Annotated in this window: 18 protein-coding genes, 2 tRNA genes and 2 pseudogenes; 16 read left to right on the forward strand and 6 right to left on the reverse strand. The window is 63.0% G+C overall.

Annotated elements, in window-relative coordinates; all coding sequences use genetic code 11:
* Nucleotides 1–134: 134 nt before the first annotated feature.
* The 7 genes from MF606_RS03505 to MF606_RS03535 all read left to right on the forward strand — a co-directional run bounded on the left by MF606_RS03505 (nucleotide 135) and on the right by MF606_RS03535 (nucleotide 7239).
* The gene (locus tag MF606_RS03505; RefSeq protein ID WP_240232274.1) at nucleotides 135–1250 is read left to right on the forward strand and encodes a glycoside hydrolase family 172 protein; all 1116 of its coding nucleotides are present in this window, start codon (nucleotides 135–137) and stop codon (nucleotides 1248–1250) included.
* On the forward strand, nucleotides 1250–2248 hold the full coding sequence (locus tag MF606_RS03510; RefSeq protein WP_240232275.1) for an ABC transporter permease: 999 nt from the start codon (nucleotides 1250–1252) through the stop codon (nucleotides 2246–2248). Before MF606_RS03505 ends, MF606_RS03510 begins: the two co-directional genes overlap by 1 nt.
* Nucleotides 2249–2252: 4 nt before the next feature.
* Nucleotides 2253–3092 carry an ABC transporter permease gene (locus tag MF606_RS03515; protein WP_240232276.1) on the forward strand — a complete coding sequence of 280 codons (840 nt, stop codon included), beginning with the start codon at nucleotides 2253–2255 and terminating at the stop codon, nucleotides 3090–3092.
* Nucleotides 3089–3910 carry an ABC transporter ATP-binding protein gene (locus MF606_RS03520; protein WP_240232277.1) on the forward strand — a complete coding sequence of 274 codons (822 nt, stop codon included), beginning with the start codon at nucleotides 3089–3091 and terminating at the stop codon, nucleotides 3908–3910. Before MF606_RS03515 ends, MF606_RS03520 begins: the two co-directional genes overlap by 4 nt.
* On the forward strand, nucleotides 3907–4803 hold the full coding sequence (locus MF606_RS03525; protein ID WP_240232278.1) for an ABC transporter ATP-binding protein: 897 nt from the start codon (nucleotides 3907–3909) through the stop codon (nucleotides 4801–4803). Before MF606_RS03520 ends, MF606_RS03525 begins: the two co-directional genes overlap by 4 nt.
* Nucleotides 4804–4820: 17 nt before the next feature.
* Complete coding sequence (locus tag MF606_RS03530; protein WP_240232279.1) at nucleotides 4821–6749, forward strand: ABC transporter substrate-binding protein; 1929 nt, start codon at nucleotides 4821–4823, stop codon at nucleotides 6747–6749.
* A gap of 136 nt (nucleotides 6750–6885) precedes the next feature.
* Nucleotides 6886–7239, forward strand: coding sequence for a YciI family protein (locus MF606_RS03535; protein WP_240232280.1), 354 nt, complete (start codon nucleotides 6886–6888; stop codon nucleotides 7237–7239).
* A gap of 86 nt (nucleotides 7240–7325) precedes the next feature.
* Here the strand turns inward: MF606_RS03535 and MF606_RS03540 are convergent.
* Nucleotides 7326–7400, reverse strand: a tRNA-Thr gene (locus MF606_RS03540).
* A gap of 577 nt (nucleotides 7401–7977) precedes the next feature.
* On the opposite strand from MF606_RS03540, the gene murA reads away from it, so the two are divergent.
* Nucleotides 7978–9270, forward strand: a complete 1293-nt coding sequence (gene murA / locus MF606_RS03545) for a UDP-N-acetylglucosamine 1-carboxyvinyltransferase (protein ID WP_240232281.1) — start codon at nucleotides 7978–7980, stop codon at nucleotides 9268–9270.
* A gap of 153 nt (nucleotides 9271–9423) precedes the next feature.
* Here the strand turns inward: murA and MF606_RS03550 are convergent, their stop codons facing one another.
* From MF606_RS03550 to MF606_RS03565, 4 genes are read right to left on the reverse strand one after another with little or no spacing between them, the layout of a single operon-like run.
* Nucleotides 9424–10557, reverse strand: a complete 1134-nt coding sequence (locus MF606_RS03550) for an ABC transporter permease (RefSeq protein WP_240232282.1) — start codon at nucleotides 10555–10557, stop codon at nucleotides 9424–9426.
* A complete protein-coding gene (locus MF606_RS03555; RefSeq protein ID WP_240232283.1) occupies nucleotides 10554–11492 on the reverse strand; it encodes an ABC transporter ATP-binding protein in 939 nt (312 codons plus the stop codon). Before MF606_RS03555 ends, MF606_RS03550 begins: the two co-directional genes overlap by 4 nt.
* Nucleotides 11489–12427, reverse strand: coding sequence for an HlyD family secretion protein (locus tag MF606_RS03560; RefSeq protein WP_240232284.1), 939 nt, complete (start codon nucleotides 12425–12427; stop codon nucleotides 11489–11491). The genes MF606_RS03555 and MF606_RS03560 overlap by 4 nt, the downstream gene beginning before the upstream one ends.
* Nucleotides 12424–13065, reverse strand: coding sequence for a TetR/AcrR family transcriptional regulator (locus MF606_RS03565; protein WP_240232285.1), 642 nt, complete (start codon nucleotides 13063–13065; stop codon nucleotides 12424–12426). The genes MF606_RS03560 and MF606_RS03565 overlap by 4 nt, the downstream gene beginning before the upstream one ends.
* A 749-nt stretch (nucleotides 13066–13814) precedes the next feature.
* Here MF606_RS03565 and MF606_RS03570 point away from each other — a divergent pair.
* The 8 genes and pseudogenes from MF606_RS03570 to MF606_RS03605 all read left to right on the forward strand — a co-directional run bounded on the left by MF606_RS03570 (nucleotide 13815) and on the right by MF606_RS03605 (nucleotide 18144).
* On the forward strand, nucleotides 13815–14249 hold the full coding sequence (locus tag MF606_RS03570) for a DUF2948 family protein (RefSeq protein WP_240232286.1): 435 nt from the start codon (nucleotides 13815–13817) through the stop codon (nucleotides 14247–14249).
* An 18-nt stretch (nucleotides 14250–14267) separates the two neighbouring features.
* Nucleotides 14268–15560 carry a histidinol dehydrogenase gene (gene hisD, locus MF606_RS03575; protein ID WP_240232287.1) on the forward strand — a complete coding sequence of 431 codons (1293 nt, stop codon included), beginning with the start codon at nucleotides 14268–14270 and terminating at the stop codon, nucleotides 15558–15560.
* An 8-nt stretch (nucleotides 15561–15568) separates the two neighbouring features.
* Nucleotides 15569–16042, forward strand: a pseudogene (locus MF606_RS03580) (UPF0262 family protein); the annotation flags it as partial.
* 69 nt (nucleotides 16043–16111) lie between these two features.
* A pseudogene (locus MF606_RS03585) lies at nucleotides 16112–16528 on the forward strand (arsenate reductase/protein-tyrosine-phosphatase family protein); the annotation flags it as partial.
* A gap of 75 nt (nucleotides 16529–16603) precedes the next feature.
* Entirely contained in the window at nucleotides 16604–16822 is a 219-nt protein-coding gene (gene infA, locus MF606_RS03590) for a translation initiation factor IF-1 (RefSeq protein WP_035082742.1), read from the forward strand.
* Between the two features lie 113 nt (nucleotides 16823–16935).
* On the forward strand, nucleotides 16936–17574 hold the full coding sequence (locus MF606_RS03595; RefSeq protein WP_240232288.1) for a Maf family nucleotide pyrophosphatase: 639 nt from the start codon (nucleotides 16936–16938) through the stop codon (nucleotides 17572–17574).
* On the forward strand, nucleotides 17574–17771 hold the full coding sequence (yacG, locus tag MF606_RS03600) for a DNA gyrase inhibitor YacG (RefSeq protein WP_240232289.1): 198 nt from the start codon (nucleotides 17574–17576) through the stop codon (nucleotides 17769–17771). Before MF606_RS03595 ends, yacG begins: the two co-directional genes overlap by 1 nt.
* A gap of 297 nt (nucleotides 17772–18068) precedes the next feature.
* Nucleotides 18069–18144: transfer RNA gene (locus tag MF606_RS03605), tRNA-Phe, on the forward strand.
* Nucleotides 18145–18191: 47 nt separating this feature from the next.
* Here MF606_RS03605 and MF606_RS03610 read toward each other — a convergent pair.
* The gene (locus MF606_RS03610; protein WP_240232290.1) at nucleotides 18192–18812 is read right to left on the reverse strand and encodes an acyl-homoserine-lactone synthase; all 621 of its coding nucleotides are present in this window, start codon (nucleotides 18810–18812) and stop codon (nucleotides 18192–18194) included.
* Nucleotides 18813–18875 lie beyond the last annotated feature (63 nt).

Raw genomic sequence — 18875 nt, forward strand, 5'->3', positions numbered from 1 at the left:
GCCCTCATGCATGCCGGACTTTGCCCCTGCGCCTCGTGCGTCGGAACGGGTCTTGCTGTGCCCATACCATTGCCGCCTGCCGCGCGCCGCGTTTGCGAACGGCTCGCTATTGCCCGCTTTCGACGGAACCTCAGATGACCACTCCCTTTGCCGGCCTCGATCTCAATCTTGGCAATCTCTATCGCCTCTCCGATGCCAAGACCCGGTCCATCTCGCCCGAGAATTTCACCGGCGAAAAGGGCAAGGGCGGCATGGCCACGGAAGGCACCGGCGCCGAGTGCGCCCGCGGCCTGGGGCAGGGCTGGAAGGTCTCCCCCTCTATCCGCATCGAGCCTGGTGAAACGCGCGTCCTGGCCGATATTGAGGGGCCGGGCGCCATCCAGCAGATCTGGCTGACCACCGCAAACCTGCGTTGGCGCGATTTGATCCTGCGGGTCTATTGGGACGATCAGGAGCATCCGTCGGTCGAGGCACCGGTCGGCGACTTCTTCTGCTCGGGCTGGAACCGTTTCGCCCAGGTAACCTCGCTCGCAGTCTGCGTCAATCCCGGGCGCGCGTTCAACTGCTACTGGCAGATGCCGTTCCGTCAGCGCGCACGCATCACCATCGAAAACCGCGATCCCAACGATTTCGGCATCATCTACTATCAGATCAATTATGCCCTCACCGAGGTGCCGGAAGACGCGGCCTATTTCCACGCCCAGTTCCGCCGCACCAACCCGCTGCCCTTCAAGCAGGACTACACCATCCTCGAAGGTGTCAAGGGTAAAGGCCACTACGTCGGCACCTACATGGCCTGGGGCGTCAACAATTCCGGCTGGTGGGGCGAAGGCGAAATCAAGTTCTTCATGGATGGGGATCAGCAATTCCCCACCATCTGCGGCACCGGTACCGAGGATTACTTCTGCGGCGCCTATAATTTCGACGGCGGCGTCGTCGATGACACGATGGAAAGCCGCTATCGCGAGTTCACCACCCCTTACGCCGGCCTGCCTCAGGTGCTTCGCTCCGACGGCGTCTACCAAAGCCAGATGCGCTTCGGCATGTACCGCTGGCACATTCTCGACCCGATCCGGTTCGACAACGATCTGCGCGTCACCATGCAAGCCTTGGGTTGGCGCACCGAAAAGAAGAATCGCCGCTACCTGCCGCTGCAGGATGACATCGCCTCGGTTGCCTTCTGGTACCAGACGTTGCCGACCGCACCCTTCCCCGAACTGGCTCCCGCCGATTATCTCGAAGTGATCTGATGGCATTGCTCCGCTATATCGCAGGGCGGCTGGTGGTCTACGCACTCGTGATCATCTTCGCGCTGACGGTTCTATTCTTCGTGCCGCGGCTTGGCCCCACCGATCCGGTGGAGGCCATGCTCGCCAAAGTCGCTTCGCAGGGCGCTTACATGGAAGCGGCGCAGGTCGATGCGCTGCGCCAGTCGCTGGCCGATACCTTCGGGCTGGGTGGGTCGCTGTGGGAACAGTACACGGCCTTCATCAAGCGCATTGTCTTCACCGCTGATTTTGGCCCGTCGCTGTCCATGTACCCGACCCCGGTCATGGAGCTCATCTGGAACGCGCTGCCCTGGACCTTTGGTCTCCTGCTCAGCTCGACGCTGATCGCCTGGGTGCTGGGCAATTTCGTCGGCCTGCTCTCGGGCTGGAAGCCTAACAGCCCGAGCTCGCGGATCATGGAAGGCATCGCGATCTGCCTCTATCCGATCCCGTACTACATCCTGGCGCTGGTGCTTTCGATCCTCTTTTCCTACGTCTGGAAGATTTTCCCGCTCACCACCACCATCCGTGGTGCGCCCTGGAGCTGGGAGCTGGTGACCAGCGTCGTCTGGAACTCGTTCCTGCCGGCCATGTCGATCGTGATCGTCGTGTTCGGCTGGTGGGTCATCAGCGTCAAGGCGCAGACCACCGCGCTCAAGGAGGAAGAGTTCGTCCGCTATGCCCGGCTCAAGGGCCTGGGCGATGGCCGCATCCTCTCGCGCTATGTGCTGCCAAACGCCATCCTGCCGCAAATCACCTTTCTGGCCCTCCAGATCGGGCTGATGTTCAACGGCTCGCTCATCACCGAAATCCTCTTCGATTATCCAGGACTTGGCCTCTTGATCTACACCGCCGTCTTGCAGGGCGATTTCAACCTGCTGATGGGGACGATCAGCCTGTCGGTCATCGCCGTGGCCACCGCCACCATGATCATCGACCTGATCTACCCACTCCTCGATCCTCGCATCCGGCACAGGTGACATCATGGCAAAATTCCTCGCCGATGCTCCATTCCGGCTCTATCTCGGCGTCATTCTCGTCGTCATCTTCATCGTCCTTGGCGCCATCCTGCCCTGGTTTGCGCCCGGCGATCCGCTGGTCTGGTACACTGCGCCACGCAACCAGAACCCCAGCGCTGCCTATTGGCTCGGCACCACCAGCCTCGGCCAGGACGTATTCTGGCTACTGACCTATGCGCTGCGCAATTCATTGATCCTGGGACTGATCGTCGCCGGCCTGTCGACAGTCATCGGGGTCTTTCTCGGCCTTGCTGCCGGCTATGCCGGTGGCTGGCTTGATCGGGTGCTGTCGTTCTTCATGGATGCACTGCTCTGCATCCCGACACTCCCGATCTTGATTCTGATGGCGGCCCTGTTCGGTGGCCAGCTTGCCCTGCCGATCGTCGGACTGCTGCTGGTGGTGTTCAACTGGCCCTATCCCGCCCGCCAGGTCCGCGCCGTTGCGCTCACCATGCGCGAGCGTGAATTCGTCAACGTCGCCTGGTTCTCGGGGGAATCCAGCGTGCGCATCCTCGTGCGCCACATCTTCCCCTATATCGCCGGCTGGTCGGCAGCCAATTTCATCAACACCGTGCTGGTCGGTATTTCGACCGAAAGCGCGCTGGCTGTCATCGGCCTTTCCAGCGCCCAGCAGGCAACACTCGGCACCATGATCTATTGGGCCATCAATTATCAGGCTTTGCTTGGCGGCAAATATGTGTGGATCGGCTCGCCGGTCGTCGCCATCGTCCTGCTCTTCATCGGCCTCTTCCTCGTCTCGTCGGGCCTCTCCATGCGGTCTTCAGCACGGAGGATGAGCGTATGATCACCGTCGATAACGTCACCATCGGCTACGGCGCCGCCTTCATCAAAGCGGTGGATGGGGTCAGCCTGACCATCAACGACAATGAAATCCTCGGCATTGCCGGGGAGTCGGGCTCGGGCAAATCCACCCTGATGCGCGCCGTCTACGGTGATTTCTCCACCGGCCTGCGCATCAAGAGCGGCACCGTCACCGGCCGCTTCGAAGACGCCCGGACCGGCAAGGTCATCGAAGCGCAGTCAAAGGACTTCGCGCCGCTCTGGTGGGACCAGCTCAGCTATATCCCACAGGGCTCGATGAGCGTGCTCAACCCGCTGATGAAGGTGGAGCAACAGGTCGTCGACGGCCTGCCCAAGCGCGAAAAGCAGGGCAGCCGCGCCGAGTTGCGCCGCCGCATCGCTGACTTCCTCGCCGGCTTCGGTCTCGAGGAAAACGTGCTCGATGCCTATCCGCACCAGCTATCCGGCGGCATGCGCCAGCGCGTGCTGGTCGCCATCGCGGCATTCGTCAATCCGCGCCTGATCCTGGCCGACGAACCCACCACCGCGCTCGACGTGGTGGTGCAGAAGAAAATCCTGCTGATGATGGTCGAAATCCAGCGCCGCCAGCGCAATTCCCTCGTGCTCGTCTCCCACGATCTGGGTGTGCACTACCAGATCACCGATCGACTGGTGATCATGTATCAGGGCCGCATCGTCGAGCAGGGGCCCACGGCTGAAATTTTCGCCAATCCACAGCACGACTACACCAAGAACCTGATCGCTTCGCTGCCGCGCCTCCACGGCAAGCGGGCCGTCGAGATGGTGGGAGCGTCCGCATGACCGGCGCTCCCATCCTCGAGGTCAAGAACCTCACCCGCGCCTATCGCAAGGGCGGATTCTTTGGCGGCAAGTCCTTCAAGGCGGTGGACGACGTGTCGTTCACCCTGCCGGCCAAGCCGCAGGTCTTTTCGATCGTCGGCGAATCCGGTTCAGGCAAGACCACCATCGCCCGCATGGTCCTGCGCCTGGTCGAGCCCAGCGAGGGCAGCATCAGCCTGCTTGGTCGGCCGCTTTCCGGCAAGTCGGGCGACCGCATCGACAACCACGAATTCCGCCGCCTGGTGCAGCCGATTTTCCAGAATCCGTTCGAGGCGTTCAGCGCCTACCTGCCGGTCGAATTCTACCTCCGCCGCACCGCGCTCAATCTCAAGATTGCGCGCAACGACGCCGAGGCCGTGGCCGCGACCGATACAGCCCTCAAATCCGTTGGCCTGAGCTACGACCGCATCCGCGGCAAGTTCATCCGCCAGTTCTCCGGCGGCGAGTTGCAGCGCATCAGCGTGGCCCGGGCCCTGATCCCCAAGCCCAAGCTGATCGTCGCCGACGAGCCGGTATCGATGGTCGACGCCTCGCTGCGCATGTCCATCGTCAACCTCTTCCGGCAGATCGTCGAGGAGCAGGGTGTCTCCTTCATCTACATCACCCATGACCTGTCGACGGCCTATTACCTGTCCGATCAGGTCTCGATCATGAATACCGGAAAGGTCGTCGAAAGCGGCGTCCCCACCGACATTCTCGACAATCCCAAGCAAGCCTACACACGCGAACTGATGGCGGCGATCCCGACCGTTGGCGAGCGCTGGGGCGAGCTTGCCGAAATCGACCGCAAGTTCGGCTACGCCGATGCGCGGCACAAGAGTGCGTCAACGCACCATCAAATCAACAACGCTTAACGCGACAGGAGGAAACTTTGACCACAACTCAATCCCCGCAACGGCGCGGCCGCAGCACGCTGATGGCGCTCGCCATGGCGGTGGCTCTGGGCGGCACCATGCTCAGCGGCAACGCCACGCCGGCCTGGGCGCAGCAGATGACCGATGTCGGCACACCGCGTGCCGAAACGCTCATCGTCGACATGCTCAACGCCCGCGTCGGCAACCCCACCAACATGAACATGTACCAGCAGGGCGTGACCACCAATCACGGCTATCACCAGATGGCCGGCGCGCTGCTCTATGACATCGACACCGCCAAGGGCACCCAGATCCCCGACCTGGCAGCAGAAATGCCGATCGCCAACGAGGACTTCACTGTCTTCACCGTGCCGCTGCGCCAGGGCATGACCTGGAGCGATGGTCAGCCCTTCTCGGCCGACGACGTGATCTTCACCGACCAGATGATCCGCAACACGCCGGCTCTGGGCTATAGCGCCGCCTATGCGGCACAAATCGCCTCGATGACCAAGGTCGACGAGAACACCGTCGAGATCACCACCACCAAGCCAACGCCGCGGCTTTCAATCGTGCTGGGCTCGGTCATCTACGGCAATCCGTTCCACGTCGTGGCCAAGCACATCTGGGAAAAGGAAGATCCGGCGACCTTCACCAACTTCCCACCCGTCACCATCAGCGCCTACAAGTACAAGGATCACGACCCCAACGGCACCTGGTTCCTGTGGGAGAAGCGCGACGACTGGCAGAACACCGACATTGGCCAGATCATCGGCGAGCCGGCCGCCAAGTACGTCCTTTTCCGCAGCTATGGCACCGAGGAACGTCGTGTCCTCGCCATGGCCGCCAACGATATCGACATCCTGACCGATATCTCGCCGGAGAGCCTCGACATCCTACGTGGTCAGAACCCAAAGGTTCGCGCCTGGTTCAATGACTTCCCCTACGCCAACCTCGACGATCCCTGCGAACGCGGCATGCACTTCAACACGTCCAAGGCACCATTCGATGATGCCAAGACGCGTTGGGCGCTGGCGCTGGCCATCAATGCCGAACAGGCCAGCATCGCGACCTTCTCGGGCATGCTGCGCGCCTCCCCACTCGCCATTCCGCCGACCACCGTGCTGATGGATACCTACCATCAGCCCATGTCGGCCTGGCTCAGCGAGTTTGCCCTCGAAGACGGCTACAAGCCGTTCGACCCCGACTATGCGGTGCGCCTCGGCGAACGGCTGCGCTCCGAGGGAGTTGAGGGTATTCCCGAAGACCCCGAAGCCTTGCGCGAGCTGCTCGGCGTCGGCTGGTGGAAGCACGATCCCGATCAGGCCACCAAGCTGCTGCTCGATGCCGGCTTCACCAATGAAGGCGGCCAGTGGCTCAAGCCTGATGGTACCCCGTTCACCATCAACATCCTCGCCCCGGCCGATTTCGAGGTGCAATCCCAGCGCTTGGCCTTCGCCGTGGCCAATGAATGGACCCAGTTCGGCATCCCGGCCCAGGTGCAGCAGATGCAGGCTGGCGCCTTCTTCACCGCCGAGAATACCGGCGATTATGAAGTCGGTTCCTACTGGGGCGCCTCGTGCGGCATCACGCCCGATCTCTTCGTGCGCATGGAAGGCTGGCACAAGGACTATGTCCGCGACAACGGTACGCCCGCCTCGTCCAACCAGGCTCGCTACGTCAACGACGACCTCAGCGCCCTCATCGACCAGCTCCGCGCCATTCCGGCCGACGATCCGCAGATCGTCCCGCTCGGCACCGAGATCCTCAAGGAACTGGTGGAAGGCCTGCCCGCCATCGAGATGTTCGGCACGTCGAAATTCGTGCCGGTCAACGAGACCTACTGGACCAACTATCCATCGGCCGACAACTACTACGAAGGCCCATGGTGGTGGTGGAGCAACTTCAAGTTCATCGCCGCCCAGCTCAAGCCGGCTCCGGCGCAATGATCTCATGAGAGGCCCTTCGGGGCCTCTCTTCATTTTTGCCCACTAAACCGACCTCCCGATGTCGAAACCGGGGCTCGTCGCTCGTCGCCAAATCAGAGGTCAGGCGCTAATCCTGATTGCCTTCACGGAGACGACGATGAAATTCATGACCATGATTACCTCTGCTGCTTCCTCCCAGGGCAGCTATCCGCCACCCGCACTGTTCGAAGGCATTGCCGAACTCGCCCGCGACGCCAATGCCGCGGGCGTCCTTGTCGAGCAGGGCGGGCTGATGCCCATCGCGCAGGGCGCGATCTTCACCCTCCGCAAGGGCGAGGTCATCCTCACCGACGGCCCTTTCGCCGAGGCCAAGGAACTGGTGGGCGGCTATGCCGTCTATGATGTGCCAACCAAGGAAGAGGCACTGATGTGGTCCCGGCGCTTCATCGAGCTCCACAAGCAGCATTGGCCCGGCTGGGAAGGCCAGATCGAAATCCGACAGATCATGTGACAGCTGCCCGAACTTCGGTTCTGGCACAGTTCATGCCAACGCAAGCGCAGGCGGCCGCTTCACATCATATCTATATCGGAGGAAACTGGTGCTGCCGGACAGGATTGAACTGTCGGCCTCCCCCTTACCAAGGGGGTGCTCTACCACTGAGCTACGGCAGCTTGTCTTTGCGCGGCATGGTTGCCCGGCGCGACGGGGGCTCCTTTGCCATAGGGTCTGGCTCGACGCAAGGCTAAAAAACGCCTATCACCGGCTCAGGAACAACAGAGATTCCGCGCAGGCTGAGCCGAAAATGCCGATTTCTGAGAACCGGAGCGGAGCGTATGTTGGTACGTGAGCACCGGAAGCGCAAGAAATCGTCATTTGCAGGCCAGCCTCGGCTGAATATCTATTGTTGCTGAAGGTTCATCCGATTCCGCGCGCACCATGAGCAAAACCGAACAAGCTGCCCAGCGTGAGCAAAGATTAGCCGCAAAGCTCCGCGAGAACCTCAAGCGTCGTAAGGGACAGGCCAAGGCACGCGCCGATTCGGAGCGTCAGGCCCCCGATCCCCAACCGGCTCCCGAAACGGTCACGGTCAAGAAACCGTAAACCATTTTCGGGCGACTATCCTTCCCGGTGTGCTAGAGCACACCAGCGCTGAGTGCGGCGAGTCTGGCTTACGTGGCAACTAGGACTTGGCCTACCTCCATTCCCAGGTAGAAGACCCCTTGGGGGTCGCCATATAGGACAAGACTAATGGACCGTATCCGTTTGATCGGTGGCAATGAACTCAACGGCGAAATCCCGATTTCGGGCGCCAAGAATGCCGCCCTGCCGCTGATGATCGCCTCGCTGCTCACCGATGAGCCGCTGGTATTGCAGAACGTGCCGCGGCTCGCCGACGTCAAGCAGCTCGAGCGCATCCTCGAAAACCACGGCGTCGACATCGCCGTGCATGGCCGCCGTCGTGGCGAGGAAGAGGGCGTGGGCCAGCGCATGACCTTCCATGCCGCCGACATCGTCGACACCACCGCGCCTTACGACCTCGTCTCCAAGATGCGCGCCAGCTTCTGGGTCATCGGGCCACTACTGGCCCGCTGCCACGAAGCTCGCGTTTCGCTGCCGGGCGGTTGCGCCATCGGCACGCGCCCGGTCGATCTCTTCCTCTATGGGCTCAAGGAACTCGGCGCCAGCATCGATATCGATGACGGCTATGTCGTCGCCAAGGCGCCCAAGGGCGGCCTGGTCGGCGCCCACATTACCTTCCCGAAGGTCTCGGTTGGCGCTACCCATACACTGCTGATGGCGGCCTCGCTGGCCCGCGGCACGACGATCCTCGAGAATGCCGCCCAGGAACCCGAGATCACCAATGTCGCCGAGTGCCTCGTCGCCATGGGTGCCAAGATCACGGGCATCGGCACGCGCACCATCACCATCGAGGGTGTCGAAAAGCTGCACGGCGCCACCGTCGACGTGATCCCAGATCGCATCGAAACCGGCACCTTCGCCATGGCGACCGCCATGACCGGCGGCAATGTCCTGCTCAAGGGCGCGCGTCCCGAACATCTGCAGGCTGCGCTCGATATCCTGGCCCGCACCGGCGTCGAACTCACCGTCGAGCCCGAAGGCCTGCGTGTCTACCGCAACGGCAACGGTATCCAGCCGGTCGATGTCGAAACCGACCCATTCCCGGGCTTCCCCACCGATTTGCAAGCCCAATTCATGGCGCTGATGACCATGTCGTCAGGCACCAGCCATATTCGCGAGACCATCTTCGAGAACCGTTACATGCATGTGGCCGAACTCGCCCGCTTCGGCGCCGACATCACGGTCGATGGCCAGCTGGCCACCGTTCACGGCAAGGGCCAGCTCAAGGGCGCCCAGGTCATGGCCACCGATCTGCGCGCCTCGGTATCGCTGGTCATCGCCGGCCTCGCCGCCAAGGGCGAAACCATCGTCAACCGCATCTACCACCTCGATCGCGGCTTCGAAGGTCTCGAAGGCAAGCTCTCCCGCTGCGGCGCCGAGATCGAACGTCTGGCGGGCTAGTCCCGCAGCCGGAGGTCATCCCCTCCCAGCCTCCCTCATCAAAGGGGGAGGTGCCGATTGAGTGTTCGGCACGATCTAGTTCACTCCACCGCGCTGTACCTCCCCCATGATGGGGGAGGCTGGGAGCGGGTGGGGCCAAACACGCGAAGCTGGCTAATCCAGCGTCTGCCGATACCGCAGCATAGCCACCATCGAGATCACGCAGACGATCACCGCCAAGGCTGCGAACTCGCCGCCCAAGTCGCCGCTATCCGCACCCTTCAGCATCACCATGCGCACCAGCCGGATGAAATGCGTTGCCGGCACCGCGGTGCCGATACCCTGCGCCCATCCCGGCATGCCCGCGAACGGGAACATGAAGCCCGACAGCAGGATCGACGGCAGGATGGTGAAGAAGCTGAGTTGCATCGCCTGCATCTGATTGCGCGCCAGCGTCGAGATCAAAAAACCCAGCGCCAGATTGCCGAGGATGAACAGGTTGAAGCCGATGAAGAAGGCCGTGAACGTGCCCTCGAACGGCACGCCGAACACCGCAAAGGCGGCGACCAGGAACACCGCCGTCTGCACATAGCCCACCAGCACATAGGGCAGGATTTTGCCCAGCATCACCTCGAACGGTCTGACCGGTGTCGAGATCAGCATCTCCATCGTCCCGCGTTCGCGCTCCTTCACGATCGCCACGGCGGTGATCATCACCATGGTCATGCTGAGGATGATGGCCAGCAGCCCCGGCACGATATTGGTCGAGGTCTTGCCCTCGGGATTGTATTCGCGATGCACGATGACTCCGAACGGGGCAGGGGACCCGGCTATGTCAGCCAGCGGCCCGGTCAGCGTCTGCGCCATGGCGCCCGAGACGATCCCGCTCAGCGCCGCCGACGCGCCGCCCACCGCCGATGGATCTGCCGCATCGGCTGCCACCAGAATGTTCGGCCTGAGGCCCCGCACAACGTCGCGCTCGAAATCATCGGGAATGACCACGACGAAATTGGCCACCCCGCGCCGCAGCGCGTCCTCGCCCTCATCTGGCCCGTGCACTACGCCGCGAAAATCGAAATAGCCCGAGGTCTCCATGCCTGCCAGCACCGAGCGGACGAGGGGACCATCATCATTGAGCTCCACCAGCGTCGGCAGGTTCCGGGGATCGGCATTGATGGCGAAGCCGAACAGCATGAGCTGCACGATCGGCAAGCCGATCATCATGGCAAAGGTGACGCGATCACGCCGCATCTGGATGAATTCCTTGAGCAGCACCGCCCCGAAACGGGAAAACGAGAACAGGCTCATGCCGCGTCTCGCGCGAAATTGTCCCGCGCCCTCGCCATCAGGTAGATGAAGGCCTCTTCCAGCCCCGCCGGCTGCAGGCTCCAGCGATGCTGGCCCCTGGCCTCGAAGGTCCGCACCGTCGCTTCCAACGCCGCGGCATCGGTGCCCGATACATGCAGTGTCGAGCCGAACCGGGCGATCTGCACCACGCCGGGCTGGCCCGCCAACGCGGCCTCGAGCGCCGCCAGGTCCGGTCCCTCGACCCGCCAGGTCGTCAGTCCCACCATTTTGGGTATGTCCGCCGAAGGCCCGTCGATCAGCTTCTTGCCATAGGCGATGTAAGTGATGAAATCGCACTGCACCGCCTCGTCCATGTAGTGGGTGGACACCAGCACCGTGACGCCGGCCTTGCTCAGCCGCCGGATTTCGTCCCAGAAATCGCGCCGCGCCTTGGGGTCGACGCCGGCCGTGGGCTCGTCGAGCAGCAGCAATTGCGGATCGTGGATCAGGCATGCCGCCAGTGCCAGCCGCTGCTTCCAGCCGCCCGACAGGGTTCCTGCCAATTGGCCGGCGCGGTCCGCCAGTCCCAGGTCAGCAAGCGCCGCCGTGACCCGGTTTTTGCGATCCCGCACGCCATACATGCGCGCCACGAAATCGAGGTTTTCGCGGATGCTGAGGTCCTCGTAGAGGCTGAACTTCTGCGTCATGTAGCCAACCTGCATCTTGATCGCGGCGGCATCCTTCCGCACATCGAACCCCAGGCAGGTGCCTTCCCCCGCGTCCGGCAACAGCAGCCCGCACAGCATGCGGATCGTCGTTGTCTTGCCCGAGCCGTTGGGCCCGAGGAAGCCATAGATCGCGCCGCGCGGCACCTTGATGTCAAAATGGTCCACCACCAGCTTGTCGCCAAACCTCTTGGTCAGTCCGCGCACATCGATGACCGCATTTCCGTTCACCGCGACACCGTCACCGGCTGCCCCGGCCGCAGCGTGCCAGGCGCATCGAGCTCGGCCTCGATCATGTAGACCAGCCGCCCGCGTTCCTCGCGCGAATATATCACTGGCGGTGTTGTCTGCGGCTCGCTGGCGAGCCACGTCACCTTGGCGCTCATCGGGCTGCATCCATCGCAACCCACCTGCACCACATCGCCCATCGCCAGCGCCGCCCGGTCGGCCTCCGGCACGAAGAACCGCGCCTTGAGCGCCCCTGCCGGCAGGATCGAGACCACCGGCGTCCCCGCCGCCGCCATTTCGCCCGCCGAATAGAACAGCCGGTCCACCGTCCCGGCCACCGGCGCCAGTGTAAGTCGGTCATCGAGGTCGAGCGCCGCCCGCGTCGCATCGGCTTCCGCCGCCGCCACATTGGCCTCGGCCGCCACCTGCTGCGCATTACGCGCCGGCAGCTCGGCCACATCAACCTGGGCGGTGAGTTGGTCCACCTGCGCCTGCGCCGATGCCAGCGCGGCCCTGTCCTGCTCCACCCGCACCTCCGGCACGGTGCCGGCCGCCAGCAGCTTCTCGCTGCGAGCGAGGTTGGACTGCGCCAGCGCCAGGTCCGATTGCGCCTTGTTGAGCGAAGCCCGGATCACGTCGATTTCCTGTACGCGACTGCCCGTCACCAGATTGTCGAGCGTTGCCCGCGCCGAATCCACGCGCGCCCGCGCCGCCGTCAGCAGGGCCTGCTGCTGGGCATCGTCCAGCGCGAAGAGGGTGTCGCCGGCCGCGATGGTTTGTCCTTCTGTCACGGCGATATCGGCAATCCGCCCCGCACTCACGGGCGCGACATAGACGTAGTCGGCTTCGAGATAGCCGGAATAGCCCACATGCTCGGCTGTGCCACCGGGGAGGATCGACATCATCACCGCGAACAGTCCCGCGAAAAACTCGTTCATGTCCGCACCTCGCTAGGGGTGAGCCCGTGAAACAGGATGTCGAGGTGATTGGCGATCAGCCGGTCCAGCGACAGCCCTTCCCCCGCCGGCTTGATGCCGAAGAGCTCGCCCAGCGCCACATGCGCCAGCACCGGCCCGATAATGGAGCGCACCGTCAACTCCGGATCGACCGGCCGCAGCTTGCCGCTCGCGACACCGCGTTGGATCAATTCGATCAGGGCCGGCATCACCTTGTTGAGCACCTCGTTGCGATACAGCGCGGCGATGGAGGGGAAGCTCATCACCTCCCGCAGGATCAGCTTGGGCACCGCCGCAGCTTCCGGCTGCGACAGGGTCTGGGTGAGCACTTTCATCAGCATGGTGATCGGAACGCGCGGGTCGCCCTCGAATTTTTCGAGGTCCGGAAGCGCGCGCAAAGCAATCGGCGCCACCGCCCGCCGAACGATCCCCTCGATCAGCGCTTCCTTGGACGGAAAATAAAGATAGACAGTGCCTTTGGACACGCCAGCGCGCTTTGCCACTTCGTCCACCTTGGCCGCCGCAAACCCTTTTTCGACAAACACCGCCAACGCCGCATCCAGCACTTCGTCCGGCCGCGCCTCGGCCCGTCGGCGGAATTTCTTGGTTGTCTCGATCATGGCAAGCTCCAGTCTCGAAATATTAATAACTGACCGGTCAGTTATTTTCAAGTGCGCTGGGCGATGAGTGGGGTGAGCCAGAGAAGTGAGTGAGGAGGGGTGAGTCAGGTGAAGGGGTAGGGCGGGCAAGGCATGCGGGATGGAGTAGGTCGGTCGAAGACCCACCGCACGTCACCCTCGGGCTTGACCCGAGGGCTCTACACTTGCTGAGCGTCCGGTCAGTACAGCCCCCTCGGGTCAAGCCCGAGGGTGACGATCGAGTGTTTGAAGCGGGATGGCGTTCTACCCGCAGGGCGGCACCTCCCCCTCTGATGGGGGAGGTTGGGAGGGGGTGGAGCCGAGCACTCCAAACTCTCCCGCTTATCCCCGCCCCCTTCGCCCATGCCATAGTCCTCCGCGTTGCCCACGTCAGAGCCCAGTCATGACGAGTGATGGTCGTGGGAATAGCCGGAGGAGGAGGGGTCGCCCTCCTTGTGCGGGGGAAATTCGGCAGCCGCGCCTGCAATACTGGTAGCGCCTGAACCGGACCCGTTAGACAACCCGGCATGGTGGCGAGGCAATTGCCTCAATACTAACTAAACCATCGAGGCAAGCGCCTCGCCACCATCGCTCTACAAGGAAACCGCGACCCAGGCGGCGCTTCAGCTCGCCCTTTTTCCTGTCGCCGCATTGCCCCTGCGCCGTCAAACTTGTAGATCGAGGTTGGGGTGACCAGATACGGTCCTTCCAACGCCAAGGGCCGACCAGACATGACCGACCTAAAACTCCTCGCCCTCGATATCGAGGACCTCGAAGTCATCTCCACGCACGTGCAGGACGCCGTCGTTCGCGTCGCCGATATGGGCTATGCGCGCGGCGATCGTCGCTTTGCACTGCTGATGAATCGCTTCGATTGGGAATCGGGCAAGGGGCGCCGCGACAAGGGCATCCGCAAGCGCGCCGCCCTGCACTTTGACGCGGTGCAGTCGGTTGTCACCAACGGCTTCAACCCTAGCGCCCCCGATGGCGTGCTTGAACTGCTGGCCATTACCTTCACTACGATCGATGGTCCCGCCGGAATCGTCGAACTGAGCTTTGCCGGCGGTGGCACCGTGCGCCTTGGCGTCGAATGCCTTGAGGCGCGCCTCTCCGATCTCGGCGCCACCTGGGCCGCCTCCGCCAAGCCCGCTCACGCGCTCGACTAAGCTATCCAAGGACGTTCTATGCCCATTCGCCTCGACACCGCCGACAGTGACTTCGAGCACCGGTTCCGGGACCTGCTCGGGGGCAAGCGCGAATCCAGTCAGGACGTCAACGACACCGTCGCCGGCATCATTGCCGATGTCCGCGCCCGCGGCGATGCTGCCGTGGTTGAACTGACCAACAAGTTCGATCGCACCAATTTCAGCGCTGCCGATCTTCGGATCAGCGAGGACGAGATTGATCGCGCCGCCGCCCGCGTGACCGGCGAGGTCCGTGCTGCGCTGCAGACGGCGCATGACCGCATCCGCGCACACCACGAAAAGCAGAAGCCCGCGGACCACATCTATACCGACGCGCTCGGCGTCACCCTCGGCACGCGCTGGACGGCCATCGATTCCGTCGGCATTTACGTGCCGGGTGGTCTTGCCTGGTACCCGTCGACCGTCCTGATGGGCGCAGTGCCCGCCAAGCTCGCCGGGGCAGGGCGCATCGCCCTGGTCGTGCCCACACCTGGCGGCCAGATCAATGCCACCATTCTGCTCGCCGCCAAGATATCAGGCGTTACCGAAATCTATCGCATCGGTGGGGCCCAGGCCATCGCGGCCCTGGCCTACGGCACCGAGACCATCGGCCGTGTCGACAAGATCATGGGCCCCGGCAATGCCTACGTCGCCGCCGCCAAGCGACAGGTCTTCGGTCAGGTCGGCATCGACTCGATCGCCGGCCCCTCCGAGGTCCTCGTCATCGCCGATGGTTCGGCCAACCCGGCCTGGATTGCCGCCGACCTCATCGCCCAGGCCGAGCATGGCGGCGGCGCCCAATCGATCCTCGCCACCACCGAAAAGGGTCTGGCCGATGCCGTGGCGGCCGAGGTCGATCGCCAGCTGGCTCTATTGCCCAAGGAAACCATCGCTCGTCAGGGTTGGGACGAATTCGGCGCCATCATCACCGTGGCCTCGCTGACCGAAGCGGCTGCCCTCGCCAACCGCATTGCTTCCGAGCATGTGGAGTTGGCGCTGGATGATCCCCAGTCGCTGCTTCCGGCCATTCGCCATGCCGGCGCGATCTTCCTTGGCCACCACACGCCCGAAGCCATCGGTGACTATGTCGGCGGCTCCAACCATGTGCTGCCCACGGCGCGTTCAGCCCGCTATGCATCCGGTCTCGGCGTCATCGATTTCATGAAACGCACCTCGATCCTGGGCTGCGATCCGTCCTCGCTCGCCGCATTGGCCGAAGCTGCCGTCACCTTGGCCGAGGTCGAAGCCCTCGATGGACACGGGCGCTCCATTTCCATCAGGCTCAACCGGTGAGCATTTCGATGGGGACGGAGATCCGGGCAGCCGCCACCGATCGACTGGTCACCGTCACGCTCGACCCCAACACCATCACCTCGATCAATCCGGACGAGGTGCATGAATGGCGCATCGCCATCTATGACCTCCTGGAAGACAACAGCTTCCGCCCCGCACGCGTCACCGCCAAGGGCCCGTTCGCGCTGCACATGTCGATCACTGGCAATTCCATCGTGCTCGATGTGCGCCACCCCGAGACCTTCCAGCCCATCGCCGCGCACTATCTGTCGCTGACCCCGTTCCGCCGGCTGATCCGCGACTATTTCCGCATCCGCGACGCCTATTACGAAGCCATCCGCTCGGCCCAGCCGTTTCAGATCGAAACCGTCGACATGGCGCGCCGCGGCATGCACAACGAGGCGGCCGAGCTGTTGCGCACCCGCCTCGACAACAAACTGATCATCGATCTCAACACTGCGCGGCGCTTGTTCACCCTTATCTGCGCTGTACAGCCCTATGCCAGCCGCATCGACGAATCCAAGAGCGAGCTGCCCACGGTTCTCTTCGTCTGCTCGATGAACTCCGTCCGCTCGCCCATTGCCGCGGCGCTCGCCCGCCAGGCCTTTCCCGGCCGTGTCATTGCCCGCTCGGTCGGCGTCAATGGCGGCAAGGCAGACCAGTTCGTCTACGAGGTGATGGAGGAGGTCGGCATTGATATGAGCGTCCATACGCCCCATATCTTGGACGAGCTCGTCGCCAATCGCTTCGACCTCGTCATCACCCTCTCCGACGACGCCCCCGAAGCCGTGGCCCGCAAGGGTCTCGAGGCCGGCGCGGTCGAATCGTGGCAGGTGGCTGATCCCTCGCTGGTCGAGGGCAATCGCGACGTGGTTCTGGCGGCCTATCGTGAGCTGCGTGACAGCTTGCGCAAGCGCGTGCGCGAACGCTTGGAACCACTGGTTTCCGGTGGTTCACAAATCCATTGAATTGAAGTAGGTAAGGGCCACTTTCCGACCCGTGGCCGGCGAGCTATGCCCCTATGGGTCTTATCAGGAGATAGTATGGCGAAGGAAGAAGTGCTCGAATTTCCGGGCGTGGTGACTGAATTGCTCCCCAATGCGACGTTCCGCGTCAAGTTGGAAAACGAGCACGAAATCATCGCCCACACCGCTGGCCGCATGCGCAAGAACCGCATCCGCGTGCTGGCTGGCGACAAGGTCCTGTGCGAAATGACGCCCTATGACCTGACCAAGGGCCGTATCACCTACCGCTTTAAGTAGGTTTGGCGCGACCGCCCGAAGGGTGGTCAAAACGATCCAGTGGATCGTTTTGAGCGACGAACGCCCTGAGCTATGCGAAGGGCCGTATTTGCAGCAGGGAGTCCCGCATAATTATGGCCAGCCGTCCGGATTTGATCCTGGCCTCCGCCTCGCCGCGTCGGCTTGCTCTGCTGAACCAGATCGGCATCGAGCCCGAACATCTTGTGCCGGCGCATGTCGACGAAACGCCCGAAAAGGGCGAACTTCCGCGCAAGCTCGCCGTCCGTCTGGCCGACCTCAAGGCACTGACCGCTCAGCACAAGGCCCGTTCCGCCGGCTTTGGCAACGGAGCATTGGTCCTGGGCGCCGATACGGTTGTCGCCGTGGGCCGTCGCATCCTGCCCAAGGCCGAGACCATGGAAGAGGCCACCGATTGCCTCCGCCTGCTGTCTGGCCGCGCCCATCGCGTCTTTACCGCGTTGACACTGCTCACCCCCTCCGGCGCCAAGCGCCAGCGGCTGGTCGAAACCCGGGTTCGCTTCAAACGGCTGTCCACTCGTGAAATGGAAGCTTACCTCGCCAGCGCCGAATGGCGCGACAAGGCTGGTGGTTACGCCATCCAGGGCATAGCTGGCGCCTTTGTCGCCAAGCTTTCAGGCTCCTATTCCGGCGTTGTCGGCCTGCCCCTGCTCGAAACCGCAGCGCTGCTGGCCGGTGAAGGCTACCCCGTGCATTTCAACTGGCTCAACCAGTCCACCCTGTCGGGCGTCTGATGCCGTCAACCAAAAAGTGCCCGATCTGCGGCAAGCCTGCTGTCGAGGCCTATAAACCCTTCTGCTCCAAGCGCTGCGCCGATGTCGATCTCAACCGCTGGCTCACCGGCGGCTACGTCATCCCCGCCCGCGACGACGAGCCCCTCGGCGACAACGACAATTCTATCCCCGGCGCTGACGAAGACGACAACATCTAGGGCTAGCGCAATCTATTAGCATTCACCGCGCTCCCTCGGGCTTGACCCGAGGGCCACTTTCAACACGGCACAAGCGGCGAGCAGGGGCTGGACCAAGCCTTGGGAAGCGCAGGTGCGAGTAGCTCACACGGGAAGCGCCTGCCAAGGCCCCTGACGCGCCTCCCGAGCCCGGCGACGAACGAACCGGGCGCCCCAGCGTCAAACTCCTTTTCCACAAGCCCTTTTCCTGCTTGCGTGCCCAAAACCCATCCCCTATAAGGCCGATGGCTTTGAGCCGGGCGGACCCTTCCGCCCCTTGCCCGGGTAGCTCAGTTGGTAGAGCAGCGGATTGAAAATCCGCGTGTCACTGGTTCGATTCCGGTCCCGGGCACCATTTCCCAATCGCCATATTGGTTTAGCGGTCGCGAGACCCGTTTCTGCCTATCCCATGGGCCTCTGATTGGAGGGCGCGAGAACGGGACCCGTCAGGCGCCCGAACTTTTGTGCACCTATCAGCGCCTGCCGGCTGACATCGAAGTACGCCGGCAGCCAGGCTTCGCCGTCAATGTCTATTGGATCGCCGTGTACACTGACGTTCCAGCCCATGCGCTTCCAGATTGCGAGCCACTTGGCGTCCTGAATGCCGCCGACCTGCGGGTAGCTCCGATCGAGGCAATATTCCATCACCGCTGCGCAACATTGTGCCTTGAGAACGAGCCCTGCGCCCTCGCGACGACTAGGCACGACGAAACCTCGTGTCCATTCGACCACGAAGGGATCTCTGGGCAATGGTAACAGATTGCAGCTATTTGGGAATCGTTCGCTGAGCAGGTGCGGCAAGTGGGTCGGCACAAGGCGAGAGCCTGCTACGATGCCAGAATCGTCGGAGACGATCAGGTATGCCGCGTCTGGGGTATCGAACGGGTCGATCTCGAGCCGGTCTGCTGAAACCGGAACCCACGCCAACTCCTCGGCGTAAACGACGTGCCTGGCGCGGAAGAGCGCCTCCATTTCCGGACGAAACAGGTATTCGTTGGCTTTGGTGACGAAGTTGAACTGCATCGGTGCCTCCCTTGGTTGAACAGGGATACACCTTCCGTCACATCAAGCAGAAGCGCCGCTGCG

Source organism: Devosia lacusdianchii (assembly GCF_022429625.1).
GTDB lineage: Bacteria > Pseudomonadota > Alphaproteobacteria > Rhizobiales > Devosiaceae > Devosia > Devosia lacusdianchii.